We start from the raw sequence: 24,093 nt of genomic DNA, 5'->3' as shown, positions 1-24,093 counted from the left end.
ATATTTATAAAGTACTCGATTTATATTTAATTATTTATAAATATCTGCTCTAGTAAAGTTGTATAAATAGCTTCAATTTTAAGTAAATCACTAATAGATACGTGTTCATTAGCTTGATGAATCGTATTGTTTCGCACACCACATTCAATAACTTGAGTATGGGGGCTGGCAAAAAATCGTCCATCTGATGTCCCTCCATTTGTACTTAGTAATGGGTAACTTGAAGTGTTTTTGTAAATAGCCTGCTCAATATGAGTAAGTAAACTCCAACCCGTATTATGGCTTGTATAATAAGGCTCGCATGGGCGTTCCCACTCAATTGTAAAATGCTCAGCAAACTTGTTTAGGGTATTCATTAATTGCGTTTTAACTGCTGCACTACTGTAACCGTGGCTATAACGTACATTAAATGTAATCTCACAATGACTTGGCACTAAATTATCGACCACATTATTTATGTTAATTCCAGTCACTTGTAGTGTGGTTTTTGAGCTAGCCACATCGAGTAACCAGATCTGATCACTCAAGCTATTTACTATTTTTGCAGCAATATGAGCAGCATTGAGTGTGTTTTGAGGATAAGCTACATGACCTGCCTTACCAGTAACTAAAATCCGAGCTGAAAGCGCACCACGACGGCCATTCTTAACCGTATCGCCAACTTGTGCCACACTTGATGGCTCCCCGACAATACAGCCATCTAATACAACACCTTGCTTGGCAAGCTTATTAACTATTTCTTGAGAACCAAATTCAGCCTCTCCCTCTTCATCTGACGTGATAAGCCAGTAAAGTGTCCCTGCTTTAGCGGATTTACTATTAATTAACTTTTTTGTGGCGCTAAGCATGGCGGCAACACCCCCTTTCATATCGGCCGCCCCTCTACCGTATATTGCATTATTGCGCACTCGCCCTTCAAAAGGAGGACTTAACCAACCGCTACTTGTTGCTGGTACTACATCAATGTGCCCTGAAAAAGCAACACATGGGCCATCTTTGAATTTTATGCAGGCAATTAAATTGGTTACACCATTTATAGTAAATTGCTCGCAACTTAAACCTAAATCCACCAATTTATCTGCAAGCCAATCAATTGCACCCGCTTGGTTAGGGGTTACTGATTCAAAGCGAATTAGTGTTTGTAAGTGCTCTACAACTTCTTTTTGAATATCCGTTGTTTTTGATTTTTTTTCGAATGCTTCTAAAAACATGTTAAACACACTTTATTATTTAATGTGCCTTTATTAAAACGTGAGTTTATGACTAAGCGATGTCAGCCTTAGTACATTCATATGACTGTTGATGAAATAAATATGTCAATCTTTTCAAAAGCAGAACGACGCTAAATTTAATCTAAATCAATAAAGCACTCCACAAGGTTAAAATGTTTTTTAAACTTTGATCTAGAACAGGTTTTCATTTTTATTGCTCGGTAATAATAGCGCCAATCAAACAGTAGTTCTTGGAGAACAACATGAAAACTCAAATTAGCATCGCATTATTAACCTCTTTATTAGCACTATCTCCAGCTGCACACGCTAACTTTAGCGTAAATGTTGGCGCTATTAACGTAAACCCTGATAATAGTAGCTCAGCAATTAATGAAGCATCTACGCTGGGCCTTAAAGGTGATTCAGATACTCAACTAGGTATCACTGTAGATTATGCATTTAACGATCAATGGGTGTTAGAACTAATAGCAGCAACACCTTTTTCACACGATGTGAATGGCGCAGGCGGCTTAGCAGGCAACAAAATTGCAGATATAAAACAGCTTCCTCCTTCTTTAGTTGCGCAATACCACTTTTTAGACACAAGTTATGCGCTAAGACCTTTTATAGGCGTAGGCATAAACTACACTGCATTTTTTGATGAGCAACCTTCTCAAGCACTTAAAGCGACGCTAGGAACAGACGATGTAGAAGTAAAATTAGATGATTCGTTTGGCTTTATGGCTCAGGTAGGTGCTAACTATAAAATTGATGCAAACTGGGGTCTACACGCCATGGTATCAATTATGGATATTGATACCGATGCCACTGTTTATGCTAATGGTGCAAAAGCACTTACATCAACTGTTGAGCTTGACCCCGTTGTTGCTATGTTCGGTGTTAGATACAGCTTTTAAAGCATATATAAAGTAGTACGTAGTTACCCAATTACAATGTGTGTTAAAAGGCCGAAAGGCCTTTTTTTCATTTGTAGAGATTAGGGCAGGTTACTTAACTTTTTCTGCTCTAGCATTTCTTTCCAGTGCATAACTTCACTTGGCAATATAGGTGTTTGGCCATCAAAACCAGCCACTTCAAGCATTTCTTCAATACTTATAATACCTTTTTTACTTTTAAATACACCGCGTACATAAGCAATAGCATGTAAGCCTCGTTCTGAGTGAAACTTTTGCTCAATATAAAAGTATTTATGATCCCATCCAACTAACTTAGTACTTATTGTATATCGCTGCATAGGCTTAATATCACGAATATAAGTAATAGCAGTTGCGTTAACAATCGGAAACCAGCGACGCTTCATTATTTGTTTAAGCAAGCCAACGCGCTCAGTCATCCAAGTTCGAGATAAATCCATCATCGCGAGGTAACGTGAGTTTGTTAAATGTAAATTAATGTCACAATCAGTAGGTAGAGCTTTGTAATCAATATCTACCGTATCAAGTAAATTTTGATATTGCTTGTTACGTTTAATTTTAAAAAACAATAATAAAAGTCGAATATATAGGTTCACAAAAAAGGTCTTACCAGTTAAATTTATTCGAGTGTAGCATAGCCCCTTACGAAGACGAATATTCTACTTTAATCTTAAATCACTATTACAATAAAAAGATAACTCATGAAGTCAAAACTAAAAATTATTACTGCGCTAACTCTATTAGTGCCTAGTTATAATGCTTTTGCCGATTTTTCATTACCGGGTAAAGGCTCTGTTACTTACCCTACTGGTGTAGTTAAAGAATTTAAATTTGGTTTTGAATGGCAGCAAAAAGCTGAAAAATTCACTATTGGCTCTAAAAGTTACAATATGGAGCAGATCCCTAGCTCTTACTCGGTAGCTATAACGCTTTCAAAAGATGACAGCCAAATATGGGTGCAAGAATTTAATAATGGATTTATTGAAGAGTTTGAATGGCAAATTGGCGGACATAAGATCACTTTAAAAAAGCAGCAATTTAGCGACCCCGTAAAAGGCGATTATGTTATTGAACTTAATGGCCGTAGCTATTTTTTCACTCGTAATAACGCCAGCATTGTAATGAACTTTAACGAAGAAGGTATCGAGACGATTGCAATTGACGGGGTAACAAAAAATATGGGCACTAAAAATTAGTCCCCATATTTTAATTTATTTAGGCCAATTACACTTTTACTGTTTTTCGGTTAATACCGTAATCACGTAACTTATTAGCTACCGCGGTGTGACTTAGGCCCAATCGCTTAGCTAACTGACGTGAGCTTGGATAAGCTGGGTAGAGTTTGCGAAGTAAAGTCGCTTCAAAACGTTTAACAGCTTGATCTAGTGAGCCTTCAAAATCAGACTCTAAATACCCTAAATCATGGGTAAAAGTTGGTAACTGTAAATGCTCTACGCGAAGCTCGCTATCATCTAGTAACGACACTGCGCGGTAAATTGCATTTTCCAGCTGACGAACATTTCCTGGCCACGGATACTCTTGTAAAAAGCTCAAACACTCTTGTGATAAAACAGGAATTGCATGACCATTTTGTTGCGCATATTTTTGAATAAAATGCTCTGCAAGTGGTCCTACATCTGCTTTTCTATCTCTTAGTGGCGCTATTTCTAAAGTAAGCACGTTTATACGGTAATATAAGTCTTCTCTAAAAACCCCTTCTTGTACCATTGCAGGTAAGTCTTTTTGAGTAGCGGCAACAATACGTACATTTACTTTAACTTCGTTCTCATCGCCTACTTTTCTAAACGTACCATCTTGTAAAAAACGCAGTAACTTAGTTTGTAGTTGAGTCGACATTTCGCCAACTTCATCTAAAAATACAGTTCCACCATCGGCTTGCTCTAATACACCGCGCTTTGGCGCTGCATTTTCTTCGTACCCGGCATAACCAAATAACTCAGACTCAGCAACATCATCAGGAAGTGAAGCACACGACAGTGCAATAAAAGGTTTAACAGAACGATTAGATGCGTAATGGCACGCTCTAGCTAATAACTCTTTACCTGTTCCTGTTTCACCAGTAATCAAAATAGGGGCTTCTAGTTGCGCCATTTTGCGTGCTTCGCGCACAACTCGGCGCATTGCCGTACTAAAGTTATGAATAGTAGCGAAGCTTTCTTGCCCGTAACGTCTAAATGCACTGACTTGCTGCCCTAACCGACTTTGCGATTTAATGTTAATAACCGCACCAGCAAGCACATCACCTTCACTACCTTGAGGCACTGCAATTGGCAAAATGTCTGCAATAAAATCCTCACCAGCAACTTCAACGCGAGTAGTTTGTCCGAGTACTTCTTTACCTTCTAACCAGCGTGTAAAGTTAAAGCCTTTAAGCAGGTTATTAATATTTGCACCAATCACGTCTTTTTCAATTAGCTGTAAGTCTTTACATGCTGCATCGTTACATAAACGCACCCAGCCTTTAGCATCAATAGAGATAACCCCATCAGGCAATGCACGTAGTAAAGTATTTAATTCGTTGTGTTCACGCTCAGATGGTAAAAATGCAGTGGTACGCACATCATGTACGCCGTCGATTAAACGTATCGATGGCATAATTTTTTGGAATTGTTCAAATTCAATTTCGGGAAAACTAACGTACATACGACAATTTACAGAATCGACTTCAATTCCTTTCAAATCAACGCTGTAGTTAACTAATATATTAAGGATTTCTTGAGCAATACCAATTCGATCAGCACAGTGAATATCTAGACGCATACATCCTCAAAGAAGGAAAAACTATATTAGCCGAATAATACGCTAAGTCGCTTTGAGAAGGTAGTTTATTGTAAACATTTTTGGACAAAATAGCTTTTAGAGCCAAAGGGTGGGATGTAATTAAACGAAGAAAAACAGCACTGATATCTATATTTAACTATACCAGTGCTGTTTATTAAATCTTATTATGAGACTACTTACCTTGTGGGTAAGCTGACCAATCACCACCATCTAATTGTATGAATGGTCTTTGGTTAACATACATCATTATTGTGCCTTCATTTTCAGCAACTTTAGGTGCTTTAGGTAGGTTTTCAAGTAAATTAGCAACACTATTATTCCCACCAAACACATCAGTTTGCAGCGTCTTACTTACCAGCTCTGAAAGCGCAAAGTAACTTGTTGAATCATCAACCACAATTTGCGAGTAGTTTTGTACGTCTGGGCCTATAAATTTAATCGCTACAGGTACAGACACAATCGCAGGACTAGGGATTTCGCGTAACCCTGCAAATTGTACTTTATCACCTTTTAAGTTAGCGCCGTGTTCAGGCACTATCATTAACATAACGTTGCGACCACGCTTTTCTAATTTTTTTACAAATTGGTTAATATCAGCAAACAAGTTTTTATGTCTGATTGGGTATGTCTCTTTACTATTCACCCTTGGTTGATTCTCTAGCTGATTACCGTCATGTAAACTTGTGGTGTTGTAGTACATCGCACACGGCTTACAATCATCAGCTTGCTCTAACCAACCATCCAGCACAGCTTCATCTGAGTAAATAGGGCTATTATCAAAACCTCGAAGCGCCACTGGCATTGAATCGATATTAAATGGCGTGCTATCTAGGCCACCGTACTTATTTATTAAACCTTTAAACTCATCAAAATGTCCGTCGTGATTCATCACAACATTATTTTGATAACCTAGTTTTTCTAGGTTTTTAAACAAGTAACATTGTTCAGGTGCCTCTTTAAATAATGCCGTTTGACTAGTTTGGCCACAACTAGCGCGCAGTAGCCTTACCGCAGCTGGTCCGCTGTATGATGTAGCCGAGTTAAAGTCTGAAAACACCACATCAAAGTCTTTATACATATCAGTAACACTTACACCAATAGCATTTAAATCAGCAACAGCCATTGAGCATATGTTCAAAATAATTACATCAAACAGTTCACCATTTACTTGGCTTGGAAAGTGACTCATTAATAAGCTTTGTTGTTGATAAAAATCAGCTAATTTTTGATCAGGAGATTGTGCTGCCTGAGTGATCACTTGTGTTTGAGGATTACTTTGACTCTGTGTAACCGGCTCAGGGTTAGCCACATTATTAACGAATTGTGATTGAGAGTTACCCCCTTGCCATCCTACAACTAACAGCCCGACGATAGTGACTGTTGTAAAGCGTATCCATTGCGATGTATACCAAAAACACACACTAATTACGAACAAAGCCAATAACATATCAATGTTAATAACACGGGTTAATAACTCAATAAAATAACCAAAACTAAAATCTTGAACGTTACCCGCTTGTTTAGTCAACCTGTTTATTGGTGGCAACCATGAGTCTTGGTAAAGTAATACCACAGCAAACACAGCACCTACTATATGTTTTGCCTTCTCTATTAATGGCTGTTTAAATTTAATCGCAAGCAACGCAGCAAAAGCCGCATTAGTTAATACGTTAAAATCAATTGCACCATAATAAAACAGAGCAAACTTAACTAAAAAATAAAGGTTCCAAACCCCTAAACCTGATAATTTCACTTCTTATCCTTTTTTACTGTATTTGGTGTATAAGGCTCTAGTACTTCATGTTTAAAAGTAAGCTTATAATAATATTTTGTTATTTGAGATAAAATGTATTTGCCTAGCATACAAAGCACCGCGCCAAGCACCATTGCAAGAAACACGGTAATTAAAAGCTGATTCATACTCATAAGTTATCTCTTAATTTCATTATAAAAGGCTTAGCATCTGGGCGGCTTTTGCTAGAAAATTCAGGTGTGTTAATATTTTCAGTAACGCTGTTTGCTATATCAGGTGCAAATTTATAGCTATCATTCTCGGCAAGTTTTTGCGAGAAATCTACAACACTCTTACCTTTATAAAAACGCCTTAATTGTTTACATTCTTGTTGAATGTAAAAGTGATCAGAAATTACATTTTGCTGTACAAAAAAATCGCTTGTTTTTAATTTAAACAAATGCTTAATTGCATTATCAACGTCATTCTCTCTACAAGCATGCAGATATAAATAAACTGTATTATCTGCAATACTAAATACATCACCTTCGCGCTTAATATGAAATAAATGCAAAGGGTGAATAGGGTCTATTCTTGGCAGTAGTTCAAGCTTCACTAGCACACCACTCACACCTAGATTAACGGCTGAGTCACTATGAATTTCTACTTGTTTTGTAAACTCAATGAAAGGTAAATACCCCTTTGAAAAGGTATTTTCAGTGTATTTTAACACATCTTCAACAGAGGGAGGTAAAGGTCTTGAAAACTGAAAACCTTGAATAGATTGAACTTGTGAGAGCAACCGAGAAGGCTCTGAAAAACTATATAAAATAAGGTTTACACCCAAGGTTAAAAATAAGCATTCATCTTGATGACGAATTACACCGTCTACATTTTGAATAACAAGTTTTAACCAGCGTCCACAGTTTTTTCTAAGCTCAAAACACTGCTTACCTAATAACGCTAAATCGGTATAACGCGTTACTGCAAAAATTAATGTAGCTGCCTCTACCTTTGGGCCTTTATTAAATAAGTCATTATTATCTTTCACACTTTTATAGTGCATCGGTAGTTTAGTACCTTCGGGCACCGCACCTTGCACTAGCCATACATCATCTTCATCAGAAAAATCTGAACTTTTAGCCGTTTTACTCTCGCTTATTATTCCCTTTTGAACAACAAACTGGTTTTTACTTAGCAATAACTGATAATGTTCACCAGCGATAACACCGGTACTATGACGCCAGTAGTCATATTCAAGTACTCGCACCGCAGCATCGTTATCAACAAAAACTAGTCCATCAAATACATTGTTTAATCGTCTAACTAAAAAACGATAATTAGCAATATCAGGTCCAGATATTAAGAGTAATAATGTAGCACCCGTCTTTTGAGTGAAATCTCTATACTCTTTCATCATCAGCTCTAAGCTTTTTTCGCTAGCACTGTTTAGCTGTGTTGTACTAAAGTGAACAAAAACAAGTGCCGTGTTTAGACGTTTATAAGCACTGATTTCTTTTATAATAGCTGAATTAATTTTCTCAATTGAATAATGCTGTGTTTGTGGGGCCAACGAAAAAGGGTGAACTCGATTATGTTTATAAGCATAGTTTAACGGTGCAGAAAAAGAAGAATCAAAAAATGACTCAATCTCTTGGGAAACTATATATATATCATTAGCCAAGCTTTGGTTAATTGAATGTAACGCCAATTCGATTGAAAAATTGTCTAAAGGGGCTAAAACAGCGTAACTTGAAGCCCATTTTAACTCTTTTGCAGCAGGCTCTAATCCCGTTATGTTAAAGTTATGCATTTAAAACGCCCTATAAAAAATACTTTTTTACTAGTTTTAACCGTTATTCTATATATAATAGCCAAATATTGTCCACATTTAATCAAAATAATTAACGTAACTGTTAAGGTAAAGATGAACAACTTAACATCTAAAAACTCACAAACGTTAACATCAAGCGACATAGAAAACCTTGCACTGCGTTTTGGTGGTAAAAGTGATGACTACATAGAAATTGTAAACAAGCAGCAAAATAATAATACAATTAATAAGTACGCATTACTTAAAGAAATAAACAACGAACTAAACATGTAAGCTAGTTCAATTAACAATAGGTAAAACATCAGTTGCAAAGAGTTTTCATTAAAGGTGTCAAAGGCGGTTTAGGCAGTACCTCTGTGGTTGCAAACCTAGCGTGCGTACTAAAAAAATCTGACGTTGATGTTATTGCAATCGATCTAGATGCAAAAAGTGACTTAGGTTTACATTTTGGTTTGCCATGGAAATACACCAAAGGCTGGAGTAATGAAGCAAGCTTTGAAGATGCAATTGCGCATTTTCACCAAGATAACGATGGCATTGTATTTTTACCATTTGGTGATAGTGATGACACGAGCACCAATAGCATCACTAAAATGGTCGATAAATGCAAAAACCTAAATTATAGTGACGAAGCTTGGGTGCTTTTTGACTGCCCTTCACATATTAATATTTCTCATTATCCGTTAGAAAAAAAAGATATTGTTATTGAACTGGTAAATTGTGATGCTATTTGTCACAGCTTAATTTATAGGCGCCTACAAACACTCAAAAATTCAGATACCGACTGGAAGCATTACTTTTTAGTTAACCGATATAACTCTGCATCTACGCTAGAATTTGACTTGTTTTCTCTATGGCAATCAACGCTTCCGCTTATGGCTCCTTTTTTTATTAACAGTGACGAAGTTATTAAAGAGTCAACCGCATACAGAAATGTAGCGCTTAACTGCGCGCCATATAGTGTCGCAAATGATGACTTTGAAACGCTAGCTGGTTGGCTAGTTAGTAAAGTAGCCTTATAAAATGAGTATTACATTATTTTATCAGCGCCCTATCCACTGTACTTTATACTTGCTGCTGAGCATTTTATTTACTGATAAGTTAGTTCGGTACATATTATTTAAGTTTCACAGCTACTTTAATCAACATAAAGTAAATGTAATTGAAGCTTTCTTAATGCCTTTTATTACACTTTTAAGCTCGCTATTTATAAACATTAAACAGCATAAAATCAGCTTTGAGTTTACCCTTTATGACTACTACCCTCATTTAAGGTTGCCTTATCGAACCTATATTTACTCAAATATATTACGCTTTGTTATCCAAAGTATTTTTTTAGTATTTTTTAAAAACCAGCTTAAACCGAGTTCTGTAAAAGAAGATGCGGTTAATTATTTTTATGATGGCGTTAGTTACCTTTTAAGGCAATTACGTTGGTTTGATTTAAAGTTAGGTAAACTATTAAAGCGCCTACTATCAAAAAACAAAAAAGGTCCTAAAAAGAGTGCTTTTAAAGCGATGGCTGATGCACGTGTATGGCAAAATAAATTAGTTAAATACGTCATCCTCGCGTTTATTTTATTTTTATTAGCAATATTCATTACAATTCCTTTTAGCTTGGAAGCTCAAGCCGTTTTTATAAGTTTTATTTTATTAGTTGCGTATGCACTTAAGCGAGTAAAAGGCCAAATGGCAACCATTGTCATGATCACCTTGTCAGTAACTACGTCTTCTCGTTATTTATGGTGGCGTTACACTGAAACTTTAAACTGGGATGACCCGCTTGCACTTGCGCTAGGTGGGGGCTTATTACTTGCTGAAACGTATGCCTGGCTTGTGCTTATTTTAGGTTTTTTTCAAACAATTAATCCACTTGAACGAAAACCAGTTCCTTTGCCTAAAGACACTGACTTGTGGCCAACAGTTGATGTATATATTCCAACTTATAACGAGCCGTTAAGCGTTGTAAGGCCCACTACGCTCGCGGCTTTAAGTATCGATTGGCCAGCCGATAAACTAAATGTTTACATATTAGATGATGGTAAGCGCTCAGAGTTTAAAGATTTTGCAGCCGAAATTGGAGTGGGTTATTTAGCGCGTTCGGATAACAATCATGCTAAAGCCGGTAATATGAATAGCGCTATGCGCTATACCGATGGCGAATATATCGCAATTTTTGACTGTGACCACGTTCCTGCTCGCTCATTTTTACAAATGACAATGGGGCAGTTTTTAAAAGACAGTAAAGTGTGTTTAGTGCAAACACCGCATCACTTTTTCTCAGCCGATCCATTTGAGCGAAACCTTAATAACCACAGCCAAATTCCTAACGAAAATATGTTGTTTTATGGATTGATTCAAGATGGTAACGACATGTGGGATGCAACCTTCTTTTGTGGTTCTTGCGCCGTATTAAAACGAGAAGCGCTTGATAATATTGGTGGTTTTGCATTTGAAACAGTAACTGAGGATGCTCACACGGCCCTTCGTATGCAGCGCGCAGGTTATAAAACTGCATATATAAACATTCCACAAGCCGCAGGCCTTGCAACCGACAGCTTGTCAGCGCATATAGGCCAACGTATTCGCTGGGCGCGTGGTATGGCGCAAATATTTAGGCTTGATAACCCATTGATGGGTAAAGGTTTAAGCATCCCTCAACGATTATGCTATATAAACGCAATGTTGCATTTCCTTTCGGGTATTCCTCGTATTGTATTTTTAACAGCTCCTTTGGCGCTAATATATTTTAATGCCTACATAATTTATGCTCCTTTTATTGCTATTTTTATCTATGTGGTACCGACACTAATTCAAATAAAAGCGACTAACTCACGTATTCAAGGTAAATACCGTTATTCCTTCTGGGGTGAAGTGTATGAGTCAGTACTTGCTTGGTACATACTAAAACCAACTACCGTTGCTTTATTTAATCCTAATAAAGGTAAATTTAACGTAACCGAAAAAGGCGGTTTAAATGATGAAGAGCATTACGACTGGGGGATTTCTAAACCGTATTTAATTCTCTTACTTATTAACTTACTTGGAATAATAGTGGGTGTATTACGTCTGTTTTTAGGTGATTCAAGCCAGGTTGGCGTACTTATAATAAGTATGGGTTGGGCTTTTTATAATATTATTATTTTGGGTGCTGCGGTTGCGGTTGCTGCTGAGGCTCGCCAAGTGAGGCACTCGCATCGTATAAAGGCAAACTTTCCTGCCGGCGTTCGTTTAGCAAATGGTCATACTTTAAAAGTAAAAATAACGGATTATTCAGATAACGGTGTAGGTATAGAGACTGAACACGCACATTTATGCCGCGTTAACGATAAAATCGAATTATTAATGAGTCGCGGTAACAAGCAATTTTCGTTTACAACGTATGTATGTAATACCCGTAAAAAACAAATTGGCCTTACACTTAAAGATTTATCTCTCGAAAAGCAAAGAGCTTTTATACAATGTACTTTCTCCAGAGCAGATGCTTGGCTAGATTGGCAAAATAACTTTAGACATGACCGTCCATCGTATAGCTTCAAAGAAGTGCAAAAAACCAGTTTACGGGGCTTTAGTAATTTATTATTTCATGCCCCAAGAGCGTTACAACCTATAATTAAGTTTATGACTAATACTGTCATTTACATAAATTCATTTACTCCAAAAAAACCGATAGTGCATAATAATTATGATTAAAAAGTTACTAAATACATTTCTAACATTGTTACTTATTAGTAGCGCATATCAAGTGCTCGCTATCGAGCCTATGCACGACAAAACTATGTTTGTAAATGGCTACCCTGAGAGCGCTCAGGTTTCTAGTTTACGTCTTAGCTTTGAAAAGTTAGGGTTTAACGACTATAAACTCGACGGCGTGAATAATAATTCTCGAGTCGATTTCACAAATAGAATTGATAAATTAAGTACTAATCTAAAGCTTAACTTTTCGTACACCAACTCACCTTCATTGCTGGCTAATGTATCGCATTTAAAAGTTTATTTTAACGATAACTTAGTTACTGTTTTACCTATTAATGAGCAATTAAGTATTGTAAAAAATACGGTAAGTCATAGCCTAGACCTAAATGCTAAATACATTCAAGACTACAACCAAATTCGCTTTGAACTAGTTGGCTACTACGACTTACGATGCCAAGATTACTTTAGCCGCTCAATTTGGACTGAAATAAACAAATCAAGCCATATCACGCTTGATCAAAAACAGTTAGCAATTGATAGCCGCCTTGAATATTTACCAGAACCATTTTTTGATGCTAAAGATTACAACAAATTAAACTTACCTTTTGTATTTGCAAGCACACCTAATACACAAGCAATAGAAGCTGCAGCCACTTTATCTAGTTGGTTTGGCGCACAAGCTGACTGGCGTGGCGCTAACTTTCCAGTAGTTTTAAATAAAGCACCAGAGCAGCACAGTGTGGTGTTTATTACTAATGACTCAAAACCTGATTTTTTAAAAGATTATCCAGATGTTGAAAAGCCAACCGTCGAGCTAATTTCAAGCCCTATTCACAGATACAATAAAATGCTGTTAATTTTGGGGCGTGACGAAAAAGACTTAAAAACAGCGGTAACTGGTCTTGTATTTGGTCATAAAATTATGACTGGCCGAAGTGCAAGCATCGAGGCTATTAACAAACTCCCACTGCGTAAAGCTTATGATGCGCCGAGATGGCTAAGAAACGATCGTCCCGTGCACTTTGACGAGCTTATTGACTACCCAACTCAGTTACAAGCTGAGGGTCTTAACAACGGCCCTATAAAATTAAATGTTCGTTTTGCACCTGATTTATTTACTTGGCGTGAAAAAGGTATTCCTATTACTTTGCAATACCGTAATACGCCAGAGAGCGAAACATTAAATTCACGTTTAAACATGTTAATAAACCAAGAATTTATAAGTGGTTTTTTACTTGATAAAAAAGACTCATCGTTAACTACCGCTAAAACGTTGCTGCCTTTAATTGCTAATACAGACACAACGCAAAGCGCTGAAGACTTTTCATTAGACGGTATTAATCTTGCCAGCCGAAATGAGTTAAATTTTGACTTTAGATTTGCAGTACTTAAAAAAGGCGAATGTGCCGTTGCTCCACCTGGTGGCGAATACGGAGTAATTGATGGAAACTCTAACATTGATGTAAGTGGGTTTGACCATTACATGGCTCTGCCTGATTTAAATGTATTTGCAAACAGCGGATTCCCATTTACAAAATACGCAGACTTACAACAAACTTTAGTATTGATAGATGAAGTTCCATCACCTAAAGCACTATCTGTATTGTTTAATTTAACAGGCCACTTTGGTGCTATTACAGGCTACCCAGCTCATAGAATAAGTGTTGCTCATTTAAATGAAGATGCCAACTTAGATGATAAAGACATCTTAGTAATCGCAAAACCTAATAGCATTGCTAATAACTTAGATGAAGATGCGCAAACTAATATCCTGCTTGATAATAATCAGCGCGCTATAAAACAAGCCATATACAACGGTGCTTACGATGAGCAGACAACAGATAAAGTCCAAGTAAGTATAAAAAGTAGTGGTGATATGGCCGTTATTACTGGCTTTCAATCACCGTTTGATTCAGAGCGTTCAATTGTATCGCTTAGTGCAACATCACAAAAAGCCTTTACTCTACTAGATGATGCGTTAATGAGTTCAGAAGCTCTTGCGCAAATTAAAGGCAGTGCTGCGGTCATAAATTCTCAAGGCATTAAAACAATTAAAACTGATGAGCAATATTTTGTTGGTCACATTCCTGTGCATACCCTAATTTGGTTCCATTTATCGGATCACCCATTTGTACTGGCACTCTTGTCTATTTTAACACTACTGCTGATCTCATTTATTATATGGCGATTACTACAAGCATTAACATACAAGCGCTTAGCTGAAGGAGATAAGTAATGAAGTCACTCATTAATGTATTTTTTACCGTGATTGCATTATTTACCTTTAATGCCAATGCACAAATAGAGCAATGCCAACCATGGGATGCATGGCAAACGTTTAAAAGTAACTTTATAAGCCAAGATGGCCGCGTTATTGATTTGGGGAGTGAGCAAAAAGTCACAACCTCTGAAGGCCAGTCTTATGCCTTATTTTTTGCTGTCGTAGCAAATGACAAAGCAATGTTTGACCTAGTCCTGGATTGGACGCAAGAACATTTATCAGAAGGTGATTTAAGCACTCGTTTACCGGCATGGCAATGGGGTGTTAACAATCAAAATGTTGGCGGAATTTTAGATTCAAATCCAGCGTCTGATTCTGACTTATGGATAGCATACAGTTTATCGCAAGCTGCTATTCTTTGGGATGACCGCCGCTACAGCATATTAGCAGCCGTACTTGCACAGCGAATAATGCGTGAAGAAACCGCCTATATTTCGGGCCTAGGTTTATCATTACTACCCGCCCCTACTGGTTTTGAATTTGATAATGAGCGTTTTAAGTTAAACCCAAGCTACTCACCGTTATTTATTTATCAGCAGTTTAAAAAGCTTTATCCACACTCGCCTTGGCATCAACTGCACGAAGGCTCAGCAAAGTTGATTTTAGATACAGCAAAGCAAGGTGTTAGCCCTGACTGGGTAATGTTTGATGCAAATAACGGCTTTTACTACGATAAAAAAACGAGCGACTTGGGCAGTTACAACGCTATTAGAGTATATTTATGGGCAAGTATGATGGCAGACAACGCACCTTATAAAAAAGAGCTATTAGCGCAATTTAACCCTTTTATAGAAACAATTAATAAACGTGGTTACGTGCCTTTAAATACTTTTGCTAAATCAGGAAAATCTGAAAAAAGAGGCCCTCTAGGCTTTAACTCAGCTTTATTACCTTTACTAGCAACTAATAACGATAATTCTACAGTAATGGCTATTCAGCAAAAACTAATGATTGATAAATCATTTACCCAGACTCGTTATTACGACAGCGTACTTAACTTGTTTGGTACAAGTGCTTTAAATAAGCGTTTTTCAATTACAGCAGATGGGACGCTACAACCGGTATGGAGCACTGAATGCCGTTAAGGTTTGCCCTCGCTTGCACATTAGCGCTTAGCTCTGGATTAAGCGCTAACACAGTCAACGATATTGATACGCAATCTGTTGATTGGTTACTAAGCCAAATAGGTATTGGTGAAGCACAGCAAAATAAAAAACTAGTTGAAGATAGCTTGAGAAAGCTAGTCGCTATTGCCCCTGCCCGCATAGAAACACAGTGCGCAGTAGCGCGTTATGATTTTGCCAATGGCGAATCAGCGAAAGCCAACCAATTACTAAGTAAAATAGATAATGGGCTTACCAAACAAGCTCCGTGCGTTGAAAAGCTAAAAGTACTTTCTCGTACTGAAGGAAAAGACAAATCTTCAATTCAGCAAGCTAAATTATTGGCTCGTGCGGGTCGTTATGAACAAGCTCGCGAAATCTATAATAATATTTTTAAAAACGTCTACCCTACATTAGATTACGAGCTTGAGCATTTAAGCTGGTATGGACAAGATAGCTCACAATGGGAAAGTGTTAAAAAAGGCTATAATAAATTAACTCAAAGCTACCCAAGTATTGCGCAGATAGAAATTGCTTATGCCCGTCACCTACTTAGACGTAATCTTACAGATAAAAAAGCGATTGATATTTTAAGTAAATATGGCGCAGGCCCTACTTTTATTAATGAAGTAGAATATATTTGGCTTAGTGCTTTGCTAGAAATGCCCTTAACGGATGATACAGTTGAGCAGTATCAGCGCTATTTCACTCTTTATCCTTTTAGTAGTAAAGGTGAATTACAATACCAAGATTTTCTAAAAGATTATAAAAAACGTCAAACACTTCTTGCCGACCCCGCCTATCAACTTTGGGTAAGAGGCGATAAATTACTTGAGAAAAATAAACTTGCTGCCGCAGAGCCTTTACTTTTAAAAGCTTTAAGAGGCCGACCGCAAGACGGCGCTATAATGCGAAGCCTTGGCACACTCTATTTACGCCTTGGTGAAAACCAAAAGTCGTATCAATATTTTACTCGTGCACAAAAGTACACAACTGAGTTCGCTGAACGTGAAACACTACAAGAATTAGCAAAAACAGCTAAGCTTTGGCTTTATATACGCGAAGCTAAAAATGCCATTAATAATAAAGAATTTAAAACGGCTAAGCTTAAGCTTGATTTAGCAGCCACCTTAGAACAAGAAACTAATACAGTAATATATAACAAAGGTTTATTACAATTTGCTCAAGGGCAATATTCACAGGCTGCGCTTACATATCAAATTGTTTTAAGAAGTGATCCACTTAATAGCAGCGCTTTAATAGGCCTACTTGAAATAGCTGAATTAGAGCAAAATGAAAAAGCCCTAACCTCTTTTTATAACAGCTTATCGTTTAATCAAAAGAAACTAATTAAAGAATCTTATTCTGTATCTTTAAGTAGTCAGTACCGCGCAAAGGCAAATACGTTTGCACAGTCGGGAGATTTAGAGCAAGCCGAAAAAGTATTAAAAGACGCTATTGAAATAGCGCCAGAACAGCCTTGGTTATACTACGATTTAGCCTTTATATACCAACAAAAGGGGCTGACAGAAGAGGCCCGCGCTTTATTTAATAATGTGCTGTGGCAATTTCCGTTAAACCCTCAGATTCGTTACAGCCACGCGCTTTTTTTACGATCCCTTGATGATTATCAAGGTGCTATTAAAACATTGCAGTACATTCCATTTAAATCCAGAGATAAAGACATTATTGCGCTTGAACAGCAGCTGCAACTTAATGAGTCTTTAACACAAAGTGAGCGCCACCTTGATGCTAAAGATAAAGCCACTGCAATCTATCATTTAAGCAACCTAGAGGCACAAAATTTAACACCCGCTATGCAGGCAGAGTTATCGCGAAGCTGGTATCGAATTAATGAAAAAAAACACGCTATAAAACTTATAAACAAAGCACTGGAAGCTGAGCCTTCTCTTTCTGCTTATTGGCATACACTTTATGGTGAGTGGCTTTTAGAGCAAGGTGATGAAAATAAAACGAAGCAATGGTTTGAAAAGTACGTATTACCAGAGAGCGCAACTGAAAACGAAACAACTCAATATGTACAACTACAAAATAGCTATATTACTCAGTATTACAATGGTAGTGATTTAATCGCTAAGCTTAACCAGCTGGATCAAAAATATAAAAATACTCCAGCAACAACTACTGCCCTTATTAATGCAAATTTAGCACTTGAACAGCGCGAAGCGGCCGTTATTTTGTATCAGCAAAAAGTGCAAAATAAACAAACCATAGAGCCTCAAGCACTACTCGCTATTGCTAATGCATACATAGAACTTGGGGACGACTTTCAAGCAAAAGAAGTTACGCAAAAAGCGATTACGCAAACCACATCGCAAGAAGGTTATTTGCAACGCCAAATCATGTCATCTCTCAATGAGTTTAATTACTCAGGGGATGCACTTTATTTAGCTAAGCAACTTGTTGAAAAGTCACCCAACGATCAAGAATTACGTTATCTAGGCGCTCAAGTAGCCAGCAAATTCAACGAAACCGAACAAGCACAATCTTGGTACGCGCAAACCCTATTTCCTAATCGTACATTAAATGAAAAAGAGCTTTACGGAGCGCTTTCAAAAATAGACGAAAACGATGAATGGTATGTAAACGGTGCTAAAAGAGAGCTAATAAACGAGCAAAACAAAAACCAAGCATACATTGCTATTGGTGTTAACTTTAGTGGGCAAACAAGCACCGAAAGCGAAGCAACACTTGGTGCGGGCTTAGTCCCGATTGAAGCTTACTTTCCGCTTTGGCAAGGCCAAGGGTTTATTAAAGTAGACCCGACTACTATTAGCGCACAAACAACGCGCTTTGATGAGCAATTTGCTGGCAGCCGCTATGGACAAGGTGCACTGTGTATTTTTACCTGTTCAATCGATGAAGTGACACCTGAGGAAAGTGGTGTAGATGTAGGTATTGGTTGGCAAAACGAAAACTGGCGTGTAGATGTAGGTACAACTCCACTTGGCTTTTTAATTGAAGATATTGTATGGGGTGTAAATTACGCAGACAGTTTTGGCGATTTTGGATACAGCCTAGAACTTGAAAAACGCCCAGTTACAAGTTCGGTACTTTCTTATGCAGGTCTTAAAGATGTAAAAACAGGTGAAGTTTGGGGTGGTGTACGCTCTACAGGCCTAACGGCTAATGTATCACACGACTTAGGCGGAAAATGGGGTTTTTGGTCAAGCGCCGACTTTACCCTATATAAAGGCCAAAATGTAAAAGACAACCAACGCTATCGTATGATGGGCGGTACTTATTACCGTGTAATTAGCAATCAAGAGCGTGAATTTACCGCAGGCGCTAGCTTATTACATTGGGCATACAAGTATAATTTAAGTGAAGAAACATGGGGCCATGGTGGTTATTACAGCCCACAAAACTATGTAGGTTTATCTGTGCCACTCACTTATGACGCGCGTTGGGGCGATGATTTTGTTTATCGATTAAAAACAGGTGTTTCGTACTCGCAAACAAAAACTCAATCTATTGATTTCTTCCCTAATGATGGCGATTTGCAAATAGCTGCATATGATAGAGAGTCAATAACAGGTGTTGATCCTGTATTTGAAGGTGAAACAAGTTCTGGTGTTTCATATAATCTTGAAGGTAGTTTTGAGTATAGAATAACGCCGAATTGGTTCTTTGGTGGTTACTTAGCCATCGATCGTTCTGACTTTTACGAACCAAATTTTGGTCAGCTTTATATACGTTACTACTTTAATCCTGTGTACGGAACACTTGAGTTTCCAGGCACCCCTATTGTTCCTTATGCTGAGTTTTAACTTGGCATAAGGTGATACACCGCGAACACTTCCCCTAGCACTAAGGTATATGTATACTTGAGCGCAATTGTAACTAGGATAAGGGTGTGTCTCTTACCTTGTGGTGTTACTGCCATATAGCAAATCATTATCTTAGCTACAAATAATATACTGATGGTCGAGCATTTTAGTGATTACAAATTCTAAAATAGCTAAAGCAAAAAATTATAAGGCCATCATAACAATACTTAAAGTTAGGAAGTAAATATGAGTTCAGCTCCAGATAGTGGCTGGTTTGGCCACCCTAAAGGACTTTCAACATTGTTCTTCACTGAAATGTGGGAACGAATGAGTTATTACGGTATGCGAGCTATGCTCGTATTATTCATGACAGCAAGCTTACAAGAAGAAGGTTTAGCCTTTACTGTTGCCTCAGCTGCTGCAATTTATGGTTTATACACAGGTGCGGTATACTTTTTAGGTTTACCAGGTGGCTGGCTAGCAGATAGATTGTTTGGTGGTCAAAAAGCAGTATGGTATGGCGGTATAATCATTATGATTGGTCATATCATTTTGGCTATTCCACATGATTATTCTTTCTTCATTGGCTTGATATTTGTAGCGACAGGTACTGGTTTGCTAAAACCAAATATCAGCGCAATGGTAGGCCAACTATACAGTGATGCTGATGAGCGTCGTGATGGCGGTTACGCTATTTACTACATGGGTATTAACTTAGGTTCTTTAATTGGTTACTACGTTTGTGGTTACTTTATGGAAAACGTAGGTTGGCACTGGGCGTTTGGTGCAGCAGCTGTTGGTATGGCTATTGGTTTGGTGCAATATAAGCGCTCACTTAATAACTTACCAGAGCATAGCGCTTTACCAGCAAATCCATTAGGTCCTAAAGGCACTTCTCGCGCATGGGTTGGTATTGCTGCGTTTGTAATTGCAGCGGCTGCAGTTACTACGGCTGCAATGACCGGCGCAATTGTAATCAATCCAACAGTGGTTGCAGGGTACGTAGCTGTTGTATTTACTATTATCTTTTTTGTTTATTTTGGTGTTATTTACTTTACAGGTAAATTAACAGATGCCGAAAAACAAAGAATGTGGGCACTATTTTTAGTCTGTATTGCATCTGCATGTTTTTGGTCTGGCTTTGAACAAGCAGGTTCGTCATTAAACTTATTTGCTCGCGATTATACTGACCGCCTTATTGGTACTTTTGAAATCCCTACAACGTGGTTTCAATCATTAAACTCACTGTTTATTATTGCTTTATCGCCATTTTTTGCAGCGCTTTGGATTAACTTATCTAAAAGCTTAGTATCACCTAGCTATAGCGTTAAGTGTGCAATTGGTTTAATTATCATGGCATCAGGCTTTTTAGTTATGTTTATGGCGGCTCATTACGCAGCTGAAGGCTTAAAAGTAGCGCCTTACTGGCTTGTTACTACGTACTTTTTACATACAGTGGGTGAGCTTTGTTTAAGCCCTGTAGCATTAAGTGCTGTAAGTAAGTTATCGCCTAAACGTTACACTGGTCAAATGATGGGTGTATTTGTATTAACTTACTCGATTGGTAATATTATTGCGGGTTTACTTGCTGGTAATTTCGATCCGAACAATGTTGATGAAATCCCTAACTTATACTTACAAATTGCATTATTTAGCATTGGTGTTGGTGTTGTTTTAGTACTAATGACCTTTAAAGCTAAAGTATGGGAAAAACAAGGGTTAGAAGAGAAAGTCTCTTAATTGTTGTTTATTTTTAATATAACAACATAACCGATACATTCCTCCATAGCGTCTATGGGGGAATTTTTTATTCAACTTTGCCCCACTCTCGTTAACTGATATTATGTCCTGATTGATTATTGAATAGACTCAGGGACAGCAGTATATGCATTCATTAACATTATTACGTGCCACTCTAATAGCATTTCTCCTTATTTTTTTATCTGCCTGTGGTGGGGCCGAAGATCAAATTACAGTAAATCCAAATGATCCTGTAGAGCCTGAGCCTAGTGGCTTAATTATTACCAATGCTAATGGCTTACAAACGTCATTAGATGAAGGTAACTTTACTATCAATGCCCCTGGGGAAATAGTGGCTAGCGATACTGAAATAACCTACGAAAAATTAGTCCTTGATGAGAATAATCAAGCAAAAAATATCATTTCAGATATACATACGCTTACCCCAGATACACTTCAACTTTCTAGCCCAATGACTGTCACTATAAAAATACCTGACGACTATGTATTAGGCGGCCAATTAACTATTGCGCGTTTGAGCGGCGATTCTTGGTCAAGTATTACTAATTCAACGGTATCGCAAGGCTTTGTTAGCGCACAAGTAGACCAACTAGGTAGCTATGCAATAGAAATGCAACGTACTGTCGCGTTTTCTGATATTGGCCCAACCTGTGATGCAAATGCAACAGAGCAATCTGTAAGGTTTGTGCACGTTGCCGACATGCATTCTCGCTTTGGGTATCAGGAACAATATTTTAGCCGCATTAAAGCTTATTATAAAAAAGCGCTAAGCGAATCACCCCATACATTATTTACCGATGGTGGCGATGATTACGAAAAAGGGACCGTTGCAGAGCAAATATCACAAGGCTTAGCCTCTGATGAAACCGTAAAGCTAATGGCTTTTGATTTACGTGTTTTAGGGAATCATGACTATGCATGGGGTCCTGAAAAGCTGCTTGAGTTTTCACAAGACGATAATGCCATTGTACTTGCAAGTAATACCCGATTTGAGGGAGAACAAAATAAGAGTTTTGGCGGTGTGGACTTTGCTAAAGTACAGGTTGGCTGCATAACATTGGGTGTGTTTGGGATGACGTCAGTACCATGGGATGAACTTGACGAGCCAATTGAAGATGACCCTATTCCTGACTTTATAAAACAATTTAAAATGAGTTGGAAATGGCAACAAATCGCACAAAGTATTGTAAGCCAATACAGCGGTGATGTTGATTACATGATAATGCTAAGCCACTTAGGTAAAGGAACTGACGTTGAGATAGCAACCAATGTGCCCGGTATAGATTTAGTGCTTGGTGGGCATACTCATGGTGGTGAAGACTTTATAGAGCTTGAAAATAATGCTTTAGTCATTCAACCAGAATTTTATGCTCGCGGAGTCACCGATTTAAATTTAGTATTTAATACTGCAGATAAAGCACTAAGTCGTTACGATTATCAACATGTAGATACGCGAACATCTATAGAACCTGACGAAGAAACCAAGCTAGCTATCGATGAAGTAATGGGCCGATATGCACCCGATGCTGATACAGAAATTGCCATTTCAGAAAACTACCCAAGTAGCTTTGAAGTTGCAGAAATAACAGCACTTGCAACTAAACATTCAAGCTCAATTAACGCAGCGCTACTTAACCCTGAACTTGTGCAAAAAAGATGGACGCCAGGCACTGTTACACAAGAAGATTTTCACAAAGCATTTTATGTTGAAAGACAGCCTTCAAACACACCTGGCTTTAATTCACTGTATCAAGTAACCGTTACAGGCACTGATTTAAACACAATGATTGCCAGCCAACCCGATTGGTTTGTGTTAAAGCCAGAAGATATTCAAGTAACGACAAATTATAATGTCGCTTTATTTAAAGGTGCGGCACTTAATCCAGATTTATTTTTTAGCAGTGTTACTTTTAATGATGTAAAGCCAATTGCCGAAGCATGGTGGCTACTTGATCAATACGCACGCTTTAGAACAACGCAATGTCTTCACCTTGATACAGACACACAGCTTAATGCTTGCCAAGATGTTGCAAATATAACAACTTGGAACTTTGACGATCCAACAAACCCACTAATTCCAGACTCAGGTCCATCTGTTTTAAGCTACTTTGACCCAGAAAATGACGGTTGGGGCCCAGAAGATACACGCTATGAGACAACCACTGATCTTAATATTGCCGATTTAACTGATGGTCCTTCTGGTGTAATGGCTTTTACTCGTCATTCTCCAACAGAAGGCCTATTAATTACGTTAAACACAGCTGCAAATGGTGATTTTAAAGATGACGGGTTAGTGTCTGACTACACAATAGTTATGGATATAAACTGGCCATTGGAAACAAACGACATTTACCGCGCAATAATCCAAGCCGATACCGAAAACTACGATACAGATGACGCAGATATATTCGCAAGCCCAGACGGTGGGTACGGTGAAGCAACCAGCAATAGTGGATACTTTGGCGATACTGAACCAGGTAACTGGCATCGTATTGCCTTTGTATTTTATGCCGCACCAACAAATGGCGTATTTGAAATATACGTAGATGGTGAACTCGAAGGTGTTAAAGAAGAAGGTGAGATAAACCGTCGATGGGCACTTGATAAAACAATCCTGTTATTTACAGATAACAACTACGAAACCCGACCTGGTTACTTAAATGCATTACTCTATGCTGGTCGTGCTATGACTCGCGGTGAAATTAAAAGTATGGGCGGCGCACAACAAAAGTTGTCCTTTGAGCAACCGACGCGAGTGTTAAATCAAACGATTGAACGTCACTATCAAGCTGCGCCAGCGATAAAAACAAACCAATGGATTGAGCAACGTAACAAGTTCTTTGGTAGCAACTCTAAAAGTGTAAATAATTAAATACAACTAAGCTTTTGCTTGTTCATTCTAAAAGGAGGCTTCACGCAGGTGAACCCTCCTTTTTGTTATTTAAAA

Annotated in this window: 15 protein-coding genes; 10 read left to right on the top strand and 5 right to left on the bottom strand. The window is 37.9% G+C overall.

Annotated elements, in window-relative coordinates:
- Positions 1 to 26: 26 nt before the first annotated feature.
- Complete coding sequence (gene dapE / locus I6F66_RS16085; RefSeq protein WP_197160081.1) at positions 27 to 1,211, bottom strand: succinyl-diaminopimelate desuccinylase; 1,185 nt, start codon at positions 1,209 to 1,211, stop codon at positions 27 to 29.
- Positions 1,212 to 1,474: 263 nt separating this feature from the next.
- Here dapE and I6F66_RS16080 point away from each other — a divergent pair, with 263 nt between their 5' ends.
- On the top strand, positions 1,475 to 2,128 hold the full coding sequence (locus I6F66_RS16080; RefSeq protein WP_197141054.1) for an OmpW family protein: 654 nt from the start codon (positions 1,475 to 1,477) through the stop codon (positions 2,126 to 2,128).
- Between the two features lie 80 nt (positions 2,129 to 2,208).
- Here I6F66_RS16080 and I6F66_RS16075 read toward each other — a convergent pair whose 3' ends face one another.
- A complete protein-coding gene (locus I6F66_RS16075) occupies positions 2,209 to 2,742 on the bottom strand; it encodes a thioesterase family protein (protein ID WP_002958217.1) in 534 nt (177 codons plus the stop codon).
- A 105-nt stretch (positions 2,743 to 2,847) separates the two neighbouring features.
- On the opposite strand from I6F66_RS16075, the gene I6F66_RS16070 reads away from it, so the two are divergent.
- Positions 2,848 to 3,342, top strand: coding sequence for a hypothetical protein (locus I6F66_RS16070; protein ID WP_197141058.1), 495 nt, complete (start codon positions 2,848 to 2,850; stop codon positions 3,340 to 3,342).
- Positions 3,343 to 3,370: 28 nt separating this feature from the next.
- Here the strand turns inward: I6F66_RS16070 and tyrR are convergent, their stop codons facing one another.
- The 3 genes from tyrR to bcsE form a co-directional block, all read right to left on the bottom strand.
- Complete coding sequence (tyrR, locus tag I6F66_RS16065; RefSeq protein ID WP_010555118.1) at positions 3,371 to 4,927, bottom strand: transcriptional regulator TyrR; 1,557 nt, start codon at positions 4,925 to 4,927, stop codon at positions 3,371 to 3,373.
- A 193-nt stretch (positions 4,928 to 5,120) separates the two neighbouring features.
- Complete coding sequence (gene bcsG / locus I6F66_RS16060; RefSeq protein WP_197141070.1) at positions 5,121 to 6,701, bottom strand: cellulose biosynthesis protein BcsG; 1,581 nt, start codon at positions 6,699 to 6,701, stop codon at positions 5,121 to 5,123.
- A 169-nt stretch (positions 6,702 to 6,870) separates the two neighbouring features.
- Complete coding sequence (gene bcsE / locus I6F66_RS16055) at positions 6,871 to 8,493, bottom strand: cellulose biosynthesis protein BcsE (RefSeq protein WP_197141080.1); 1,623 nt, start codon at positions 8,491 to 8,493, stop codon at positions 6,871 to 6,873.
- 114 nt (positions 8,494 to 8,607) lie between these two features.
- On the opposite strand from bcsE, the gene bcsR reads away from it, so the two are divergent.
- From bcsR to I6F66_RS16015, 8 genes are all read left to right on the top strand, one after another.
- A complete protein-coding gene (gene bcsR, locus I6F66_RS16050) occupies positions 8,608 to 8,787 on the top strand; it encodes a BcsR/BcsP family cellulose biosynthesis protein (protein WP_165729048.1) in 180 nt (59 codons plus the stop codon).
- 32 nt (positions 8,788 to 8,819) lie between these two features.
- Complete coding sequence (bcsQ, locus tag I6F66_RS16045) at positions 8,820 to 9,536, top strand: cellulose biosynthesis protein BcsQ (RefSeq protein ID WP_197141090.1); 717 nt, start codon at positions 8,820 to 8,822, stop codon at positions 9,534 to 9,536.
- A gap of 1 nt (position 9,537) precedes the next feature.
- A complete protein-coding gene (gene bcsA / locus I6F66_RS16040; RefSeq protein ID WP_197209480.1) occupies positions 9,538 to 12,207 on the top strand; it encodes a UDP-forming cellulose synthase catalytic subunit in 2,670 nt (889 codons plus the stop codon).
- The gene (gene bcsB / locus I6F66_RS16035; protein WP_197209479.1) at positions 12,200 to 14,446 is read left to right on the top strand and encodes a cellulose biosynthesis cyclic di-GMP-binding regulatory protein BcsB; all 2,247 of its coding nucleotides are present in this window, start codon (positions 12,200 to 12,202) and stop codon (positions 14,444 to 14,446) included. Before bcsA ends, bcsB begins: the two co-directional genes overlap by 8 nt.
- Positions 14,446 to 15,576, top strand: a complete 1,131-nt coding sequence (gene bcsZ, locus I6F66_RS16030) for a cellulose synthase complex periplasmic endoglucanase BcsZ (protein WP_010555125.1) — start codon at positions 14,446 to 14,448, stop codon at positions 15,574 to 15,576. The genes bcsB and bcsZ overlap by 1 nt, the downstream gene beginning before the upstream one ends.
- Complete coding sequence (locus I6F66_RS16025) at positions 15,567 to 19,385, top strand: cellulose synthase subunit BcsC-related outer membrane protein (RefSeq protein WP_197209478.1); 3,819 nt, start codon at positions 15,567 to 15,569, stop codon at positions 19,383 to 19,385. Before bcsZ ends, I6F66_RS16025 begins: the two co-directional genes overlap by 10 nt.
- A gap of 246 nt (positions 19,386 to 19,631) precedes the next feature.
- A complete protein-coding gene (locus I6F66_RS16020) occupies positions 19,632 to 21,125 on the top strand; it encodes a peptide MFS transporter (protein WP_165729042.1) in 1,494 nt (497 codons plus the stop codon).
- A gap of 145 nt (positions 21,126 to 21,270) precedes the next feature.
- Positions 21,271 to 24,018: a metallophosphoesterase gene (locus I6F66_RS16015; RefSeq protein ID WP_197209477.1), complete on the top strand. Its 2,748-nt coding sequence runs from the start codon at positions 21,271 to 21,273 to the stop codon at positions 24,016 to 24,018.
- Positions 24,019 to 24,093: the final 75 nt, after the last annotated feature.

It is taken from the genome of Pseudoalteromonas sp. NZS100_1 (genome assembly GCF_015864285.1).
GTDB lineage: Bacteria > Pseudomonadota > Gammaproteobacteria > Enterobacterales > Alteromonadaceae > Pseudoalteromonas > Pseudoalteromonas arctica.
The sequence above is the reverse complement of the archived record's forward strand: the minus strand, read 5'-3'. Positions and strand labels throughout refer to the sequence as shown.

Bases quoted from the DNA above. Each gene is read 5' to 3' on its own strand.
- I6F66_RS16015 (WP_197209477.1), top strand. From the start codon at position 21,271: ATGCATTCATTAACATTATTACGTGCCACTCTAATAGCATTTCTCCTT.
- bcsB (WP_197209479.1), top strand. From the start codon at position 12,200: ATGATTAAAAAGTTACTAAATACATTTCTAACATTGTTACTTATTAGT.
- I6F66_RS16025 (WP_197209478.1), top strand. From the start codon at position 15,567: ATGCCGTTAAGGTTTGCCCTCGCTTGCACATTAGCGCTTAGCTCTGGA.
- tyrR (WP_010555118.1), bottom strand. From the start codon at position 4,927: ATGCGTCTAGATATTCACTGTGCTGATCGAATTGGTATTGCTCAAGAA.
- I6F66_RS16070 (WP_197141058.1), top strand. From the start codon at position 2,848: ATGAAGTCAAAACTAAAAATTATTACTGCGCTAACTCTATTAGTGCCT.
- I6F66_RS16080 (WP_197141054.1), top strand. From the start codon at position 1,475: ATGAAAACTCAAATTAGCATCGCATTATTAACCTCTTTATTAGCACTA.
- bcsZ (WP_010555125.1), top strand. From the start codon at position 14,446: ATGAAGTCACTCATTAATGTATTTTTTACCGTGATTGCATTATTTACC.
- bcsA (WP_197209480.1), top strand. From the start codon at position 9,538: ATGAGTATTACATTATTTTATCAGCGCCCTATCCACTGTACTTTATAC.
- dapE (WP_197160081.1), bottom strand. From the start codon at position 1,211: ATGTTTTTAGAAGCATTCGAAAAAAAATCAAAAACAACGGATATTCAA.
- bcsE (WP_197141080.1), bottom strand. From the start codon at position 8,493: ATGCATAACTTTAACATAACGGGATTAGAGCCTGCTGCAAAAGAGTTA.
- I6F66_RS16020 (WP_165729042.1), top strand. From the start codon at position 19,632: ATGAGTTCAGCTCCAGATAGTGGCTGGTTTGGCCACCCTAAAGGACTT.
- bcsR (WP_165729048.1), top strand. From the start codon at position 8,608: ATGAACAACTTAACATCTAAAAACTCACAAACGTTAACATCAAGCGAC.